The organism is Polynucleobacter sp. 35-46-11 (assembly GCF_002281105.1).
Genome location: NZ_NCFJ01000105.1, coordinates 1 through 6,772, shown reverse-complemented (window position 1 = coordinate 6,772; position 6,772 = coordinate 1). Strand labels below are relative to the sequence as shown.

Annotated in this window: 9 protein-coding genes; 6 read left to right on the top strand and 3 right to left on the bottom strand. The window is 44.5% G+C overall.

Annotated features, from left to right (window positions below):
• Positions 1–134 precede the first annotated feature (134 nt).
• Positions 135–716 (top strand): hypothetical protein, encoded by a 582-nt coding sequence (locus B7Y67_RS09030; protein ID WP_293598357.1) that lies wholly within the window; start codon positions 135–137, stop codon positions 714–716.
• A gap of 86 nt (positions 717–802) precedes the next feature.
• On the opposite strand, the gene B7Y67_RS09025 is transcribed toward B7Y67_RS09030, so the two are convergent.
• Genes B7Y67_RS09025 through B7Y67_RS09015 form a run of 3 tightly spaced genes read right to left on the bottom strand, consistent with a single transcriptional unit; the run spans position 803 to position 2,738 of the window.
• On the bottom strand, positions 803–1,027 hold the full coding sequence (locus B7Y67_RS09025) for a molybdopterin-binding protein (RefSeq protein WP_114654363.1): 225 nt from the start codon (positions 1,025–1,027) through the stop codon (positions 803–805).
• An 8-nt stretch (positions 1,028–1,035) separates the two neighbouring features.
• Positions 1,036–1,911, bottom strand: a complete 876-nt coding sequence (locus tag B7Y67_RS09020) for a substrate-binding domain-containing protein (protein WP_293598356.1) — start codon at positions 1,909–1,911, stop codon at positions 1,036–1,038.
• Between the two features lie 5 nt (positions 1,912–1,916).
• The gene (locus tag B7Y67_RS09015; protein ID WP_293598355.1) at positions 1,917–2,738 is read right to left on the bottom strand and encodes a substrate-binding domain-containing protein; all 822 of its coding nucleotides are present in this window, start codon (positions 2,736–2,738) and stop codon (positions 1,917–1,919) included.
• 75 nt (positions 2,739–2,813) lie between these two features.
• On the opposite strand from B7Y67_RS09015, the gene B7Y67_RS09010 reads away from it, so the two are divergent.
• The 5 genes from B7Y67_RS09010 to B7Y67_RS08990 form a co-directional block, all read left to right on the top strand.
• Positions 2,814–3,839, top strand: a complete 1,026-nt coding sequence (locus B7Y67_RS09010) for a substrate-binding domain-containing protein (RefSeq protein ID WP_293598354.1) — start codon at positions 2,814–2,816, stop codon at positions 3,837–3,839.
• Positions 3,840–3,975: 136 nt separating this feature from the next.
• Entirely contained in the window at positions 3,976–4,215 is a 240-nt protein-coding gene (locus B7Y67_RS09005; RefSeq protein ID WP_114653332.1) for a FeoA family protein, read from the top strand.
• A gap of 2 nt (positions 4,216–4,217) precedes the next feature.
• Entirely contained in the window at positions 4,218–6,131 is a 1,914-nt protein-coding gene (locus tag B7Y67_RS09000; RefSeq protein ID WP_293598353.1) for a ferrous iron transporter B, read from the top strand.
• Between the two features lie 74 nt (positions 6,132–6,205).
• A complete protein-coding gene (locus tag B7Y67_RS08995; RefSeq protein WP_293598352.1) occupies positions 6,206–6,595 on the top strand; it encodes a c-type cytochrome in 390 nt (129 codons plus the stop codon).
• Between the two features lie 17 nt (positions 6,596–6,612).
• A partial coding sequence (locus B7Y67_RS08990) for a PQ-loop domain-containing transporter (RefSeq protein WP_293598358.1) occupies positions 6,613–6,772 on the top strand: 160 nt, incomplete at its 3' end.

Here is a 6,772-nt window from a genome sequence, read left to right as displayed (position 1 = left end):
CTAATGTAGCAAATTGAACCCATTTAAGCTTCAAATATTAGCTCTAAGGCTTATAAGTAAGCCACTTCATGGTTAAAATGGATTGGTGGTGCCAAAGGCTTGGCCCCCTCACAAACCTTTATCTAGGAGTTATTTTGAAGAAATCTTTATTGGCTACATTAGTTGCCTCACTCGGTTTAGTAGTTGCAAGTTCAGCATTTGCTCAAGCTCCTGCAAAAATGTTGCCTTTGGCAGCTGAAGCGGTTGTATTGACTGCTACTGTTGATTCAGTGGACGTAAAGAAACGTATCGTTGTTCTCAAGGATGCAAACGGGAACTTGGCTCAAATGAACGTATCTAAACAAGTAAATGATTTAGATAAAGTAAAAAAGGGCGATATGTTTGTTGTTGAGCATGCTCAAGCGATTGCAGTTGGTTTGGTTGCTGCCCCTAAGGGTGCTAAGCCAGGCGTTTCTGGCGTTCGCTCAGTAGTAGTAGCAGGTAAGGGTTCTGCTAAGCCATTTGAAGAAACTGCAGATACTGTTTATGCCACAGTGAAGATCAGCACAATTGATGCAAAGACTCGTGTTGTTACTTTCACATTGCCATCAGGTGAGAAGCAAAAAGTGAAGGTTGATCAAAGCGTGTTAGGTCTTGAGAAATTTAAGGCTGGCGATGACGTTATGGTTGAGTTCGTTGATGACACAGCGATTGGCTTTGTAACACCAAAGAAATAAGCATTTAAAACTCTTTCAGCATGAATCATGCTGGAGCTGTAAATAAAAAGGCCCGCTAAGCGGGCCTTTTGCATACTGAATAATGATTAAGCGTCTTTAGCAATCATGACATCTGATGCCTTAATGACTGCCCAAGCTTGATCACCAACTTTAAGTTTGAGTTCATCTACTGCCTCATTGGTAATGGAGGCGGTAACGATATGACCCGAACCAATATCGATCTTCACGTGAGAGGTGGTTTGACCCATTTTGAGCTCAACCACTTTGCCGCTGAGAGTATTGCGTGCGCTGAGTTTGACTTTAAGTTCCATGATTTCTCCTAGTGGACGTATTGTTTAGCATAGGTAGCATCATTGTAGAGGGCCTCCTTGTATTGCGACTTGCCATAATTGCGAATGATCGCCTGACCCTCATCTGACGCTACAAATCGGATGAAATTAGCAGCAATATCGCGATTCTCAGTTGCACCTACGGGAGCGACTAAAGCATCGTAGGTATTGACTAGGTAAGGATCCCCACGATAAAGAATTTGCAGATCAGGAGCGACATTTTTCTCTGCCACCCAGGTGCTGCTATCTGTCATGAAATAGGCTTTATCTGCATTCGCCCTTTTAAGCGATGCTGTCATAAAGTCATTGGTCACGATGTACCAATTTCCCTCGGGTGTGATTCCAGCCTTTTTCCAAATATCCATTTCTTTTTGGTGTGTACCGGATTTATCCCCTCGAGAGATAAAGTTAGCCTGCAAGTTCGCGATCTTTGCATAAGCATCTGCACCACTGCTAGCAGATTTAATTTTTGCCATATCCGCTTTAGGTCCAACGATATAAAACTCATTGGAGCCAATGAGCGTTCTCCCGGTTGCCCAACCTTCAGCAATAGCTTTGTTCACACCAGCTGGTGCATGCACCATAATCATGTCAACCTGCTGTGTCTTAAGTAGGTTGAGGGAGGCGCCGCTTCCCGCCTTAATCCACACCAGGCGCGCACCTTCCTTCTTGTCAAAGGCCTCACCAAGTTGCTGTAGTAAGCCTAATTCCCCAGGGCTACCGGTTGCCAATTTAAAACTCTTGGAACCCTGACCATAGGTGGCTTCTACTTTTGGGGGGCTGGATTGCGCTAGCGATGTTTGCATTCCAAGTCCCATTAATAAAGTGGCAAAAAGTGCACTGATGAATTGGTGTGAATTTTTCATCTAAATTATTTCTTTGCGTTCGGGAAGAATAGCTGTTCACCGTCAATTTTGTAACTGGCAATTACGTCTTGCCCGTTCTTGGAGGTAATCCAGTCAATAAATTCTTGTCCTTCAGCTTTTTTCACATGTGGGAATTTTGCTGGGTTAACTAACATCACGCCATATTGGTTAAATAGCTTTGGATCACCTTGAACCAGAATTGTTAAATCACCACGGTTCTTGAAAGAGAGCCAAGTAGCGCGATCAGTCAGGATGTAGCCATTCATTGCTGAAGCAGTATTGAGCGCTGGACCCATGCCTGAACCAGTTTCTTTATACCAAGCGCTTGGCGCAACTGTAATGCCGGCATCTTTCCAATAGCGTAATTCTGCAGCGTGTGTACCGCTCTTATCCCCGCGCGATACAAATGGTGCCTGAGCTGCTGCAACTTTCTGAAATGCTGCTTTGATATCTTTACCGCCTGCAATTTTGGCTGGGTCAGACTTTGGCCCAACCAACACAAAGTCGTTGTACATAACTTCAGTGCGTTTTGTACCAAAACCTTCGTTCACAAACTTTTCTTCAGCAGGCTTGTCGTGTACAAACACTACATCGGCATCACCGCGACGACCGATATCTAATGCTTGACCAGTTCCAACTGCAACCACTTTGACATCAATGCCTGTCTTCATTTTGAAGATAGGCAACATAAATCCAAAAAGACCAGATTGCTCTGTAGAGGTTGTGGATGACACAACAATACTTTTCTCTTGCGCGTAAGCACAATTGCTGAAAAGTGCTACCGCAGTAATGGCGGTTGCTAATAATCTATTAAATGAGAATTTCATTTGAGTTCACTTTCATTGAGTGTGTTCGGTTAAGATTTGTCATATTACAAAACATCAATATGCAAAAAATTACATATGAGAATTCAGATTCGGCCGACCCTAGTTTTTGGTAGCAAAAACGCAAAAGATCCGGCTATCGTTGATTTGGTGTGGTTAACAGCGTTGCTTAAAGACATTGAGCATGGCAAAACACTGATGTCTGCCTGTAAGAAAATGGGCTTGTCCTACAGAAATGTCTGGCAAAAGCTAAACGATGTTGAACAAGCACTCGGTTTTAAGCTCATCGATAGGGTGAGGGGGCACGGCTCCCAGCTATCAGAATATGCTCGCTATTTGATTCAATTTACTGAAGACTTTGATCAAAAGACAATGCGTTTGGGTCAATCTAGTCTCTCGCACTTAGAAGAAGGATTTTCTCAATTTCGGGTTAAAGATAAAAAACAGCTGCGCTTTGCTAGTAGTAGCGATCCCATTATTCAAAAGGCTGTTTTCGAAATTGGTGGATTTGAGCTCATTACAGCGGGATCCGGTGAGGCTTTGGAGCGCTTACTCAATTATGAGGTGGACATAGCCGGTTTCCACGTTTCTGATCCACAAAGTTCTCAAATTATTTCTAAACGGTTGCAAAAAGAGGGGATGCAAATATTTCCTGTGATGAAACGTGTTCAGGGATTATTGGTTGCTAAAGGAAATCCGCTCAACATTATTTCAATCAAAGATCTACTGAGGCCAAAGATTCGCTTTATTAATCGACAGAAAGGCTCCGGTACGCGCCTGCTCCTGGATACTATTTTGGCGAAAGAAGGCATGGTTGCCCGCAGCATTAAAGGGTACGAGAACGAAGAATTTACCCACTCTGCAATTGCTACGGCGATATTGGCAAGAAAGGCGGATGTAGGTATGGGGGTTAAAAGTGTTGCCTTGGAGAATGGTTTGGATTTCATTCAACTCAAGGATGAAATCTTTTTTCTGGCCATGAACGAGGAATTAAGTCTTAATGCTGATCTTGCAAAACTCATTCGGAAAATCCGGGTCCTGTCGGGCGCTAGTCCCGGCTATAAATCGATTGGACTAAAGAAGCAAATAGCTGGCTGGCTATAAGCATGCCGTTTTTGTTTTAAATCAATACGGCAATAGCTCAAATAGGTGAAGATGAGTCTCTAGACCTTTCTCTAGAGAATGATAGTCATTCTCATATAGGGATATAATCAACTCAAAGCATCCCATAGACCTAGCCATGAATCTTGAAAAAATCCTCCCAGGCGTCACTGCTCGCGTTAGAAGGATCGCTACCTCAGCCGATCAATGTGAGGATATTCGTGGTCAGTTGGAAGATATTGGTTTTCTGCCCGGTGAACGGGTGGAGGTCTTACGTAAGGGATTTTTGGGTCATGGTCCAATACTCATTCGAGTTGGATCATCGACATTTGCCTTACGTGAATCTGAGGCACGACTAGTTGAGGTAGAAATTCTTTAAACATGTCTGAAGCGCAGATTCATTTTTTTTCAAGTGAACCCCTAGTTGCATTACTGGGTAATCCCAATTGTGGAAAAACGGCACTCTTTAATTTGCTGACCGGTAGTCGTCAAAAGGTCGCCAATTATTCCGGTGTAACTGTCGAGAGAAAAGAAGGGCGTTTAACTCTCGAATCTGAAAAAGTCATTCGCATTCTGGATCTTCCTGGAGTTTATAGTTTGTATCCGCGATCTTTAGACGAGAGAGTCGCTTGCAATGTGCTACATGGCAATGCCATAGGTGAAAAGCGTCCGGATCTCGTGCTCTGTGTTCTCAATGCCATGAACCTCAGGCGCAATTTACGATTGGTCTTATCTGCAAAGCGTTTAGGTTTGCCCTGTATTGTGGTGCTCAATATGGTGGATGTTGCCCAGCGCCAAGGCTTAAATGTCGACGCAGCGGCCTTGTCTCAGGAGTTAGGTCTTCCTGTTATTGCAACAGTGGGTATTCATGCCAATGGTGCTGATGAGCTCAAACATTATTTGAGTGCGCTGGATTGGAAGAACTTATCAGCATTAAGTGCGAGCAATATAGATGAGGGTATTGAAACTGCTATCGATCACTCGGCCCATACCGAGTCTGACAACATACAGGTTCAACGTGCCTTACAAAATCTAGGCTTAGATCAAATCATTCCTGATCGTCTGAGCGATCGCCTGGACTCTGTTTTGTTGCATCCTATATTTGGCCAACTCATTCTGGCTACAGTACTCTTCTTCATTTTCCAGGCGGTATTTAGTTGGGCCACCTTGCCTATGGAGGTGATTAAAGCCGGAGTGGAGTGGTTAGGGGCTTTATTAACTCAAATGTTTCCAAATAATTGGTTACGCAGCTTATTGGTGGACGGTATTCTGGCTGGTGCTGGCGGAGTATTGATTTTCTTGCCGCAGATTTTGATTCTGTATTTCTTTATTCTGATTCTGGAAGAATCAGGCTACCTCCCACGAGCTGCTTATCTATTAGATCGACTGATGGGGCGGGTTGGTCTATCAGGCAGATCGTTTATCCCTCTGTTATCTAGCTTTGCCTGTGCCATCCCTGGAATCATGGCGACGCGCAGCATCTCCAATGCACGCGATCGTTTAGTGACGATCTTGATTGCGCCGATGATGACTTGCTCAGCACGTTTGCCTGTATATGCTTTATTAATTTCCGCCTTTATTCCTAAGCGTAAATTGTGGGCAGGATTAGATTTGCAAGGCCTGGTTTTATTCTTACTCTATGTTGCAGGTATTACTGGTGCTATGGCTGTAGCTTGGATTCTCAAACGCTTTACCAGTGAAAAGTTTCAACTCAATGCCTTGATGATGGAGTTGCCGAGCTATCACTTGCCACGCTTAGGTAATTTGGCGCTTGGTCTTTGGCAGCGTGCTGAAATTTTCTTGCGTCGCGTTGGTGGAATTATTCTAATCATGACGGTCTGTCTGTGGGCGCTCTCGAGTTTTCCACTTCCTCCAGAAAATGCAACTGGCTCTCCTATCCAATACAGTATTGCTGGAATGATGGGGCAGGCCTTGGCGGTAGTGTTTAAGCCGATTGGATTTAATTGGCAAATTAGCATTGCCTTGGTGCCGGGGATGGCAGCCCGTGAAGTGGTGGTAAGCTCTTTGGCAACAGTGTATGCACTATCGAGTTCCGCGGTCGATGCAGCAGATGCCTTAGTGCCATTGATTTCTAAAGGCTGGAGTTTGGCAACAGCCTTATCTCTTTTGGCTTGGTTTGTCTTTGCTCCTCAATGCCTTTCAACCATTGCAGCAGTCAAAAGAGAGACCGGTGGCTGGAAGATCCCTGCCATAATGCTGGGCTACCTGTTTAGCTTGGCCTACCTAGCAGCCTTTATCACTTATACGGTTGCAAGCTATTTTGGCCTAGCCTAGCGCCTAGCAAGGCATTCATTGTAAATTTGAGATACATTGTCGGGATGAACTTTTAACATCTTCTGGAAGTCCTTATGAATTTATCTCTTCGCCCTTGGATTCTTGCTGCTGGTTTTCTAAGCTTTTCTGCCTTTGCCGAGCCTGGTGAGAATACCTATAAACAAGTTTGTGCTGCCTGTCATGGCTCTGGGGTCTTAAATGCACCCAAGCTGGGTGATAAAGCTAAGTGGGCTCCTTTGATTGCTGAGGGACAAGTCACCCTGACAGCGCATGCTTATGTTGGTGTCAGGGCTATGCCTGCTAAGGGCGGTAATCCCAACCTCACAGTAGAGGGCTTCTCTGATGCTGTGGCATACATGGCTAATAAAGCGGGGGGTAGCTGGAAGACTCCCGATGCCAAAACTATAGCTGCAATTAACAAAGAGATTGAAACACGTAAAGCTGGCTTGAATAAGAAGCCGTAATAAGAACCTATCAGCGTATGAATTTACAGCCACATCAGATAGAGATTATTGGCTATTGCGCTGCGTTTCTAACGACGATTGCTTTTCTTCCTCAGGCTATTCAATCGTGGCGTACCCGCGACCTTTCCGGGATCTCGGTAGGAATGTATAGCCTGTTTACCGCTGGGGTAGGTTTAT

Excerpts from the sequence above, each read along its gene's own strand:
- B7Y67_RS09025 (WP_114654363.1), bottom strand. The coding sequence starts at position 1,027 with ATGGAACTTAAAGTCAAACTCAGCGCACGCAATACTCTCAGCGGCAAA.
- B7Y67_RS09020 (WP_293598356.1), bottom strand. The coding sequence starts at position 1,911 with ATGAAAAATTCACACCAATTCATCAGTGCACTTTTTGCCACTTTATTA.
- B7Y67_RS09015 (WP_293598355.1), bottom strand. The coding sequence starts at position 2,738 with ATGAAATTCTCATTTAATAGATTATTAGCAACCGCCATTACTGCGGTA.
- B7Y67_RS09010 (WP_293598354.1), top strand. The coding sequence starts at position 2,814 with ATGAGAATTCAGATTCGGCCGACCCTAGTTTTTGGTAGCAAAAACGCA.
- B7Y67_RS09005 (WP_114653332.1), top strand. The coding sequence starts at position 3,976 with ATGAATCTTGAAAAAATCCTCCCAGGCGTCACTGCTCGCGTTAGAAGG.
- B7Y67_RS09000 (WP_293598353.1), top strand. The coding sequence starts at position 4,218 with ATGTCTGAAGCGCAGATTCATTTTTTTTCAAGTGAACCCCTAGTTGCA.
- B7Y67_RS08995 (WP_293598352.1), top strand. The coding sequence starts at position 6,206 with ATGAATTTATCTCTTCGCCCTTGGATTCTTGCTGCTGGTTTTCTAAGC.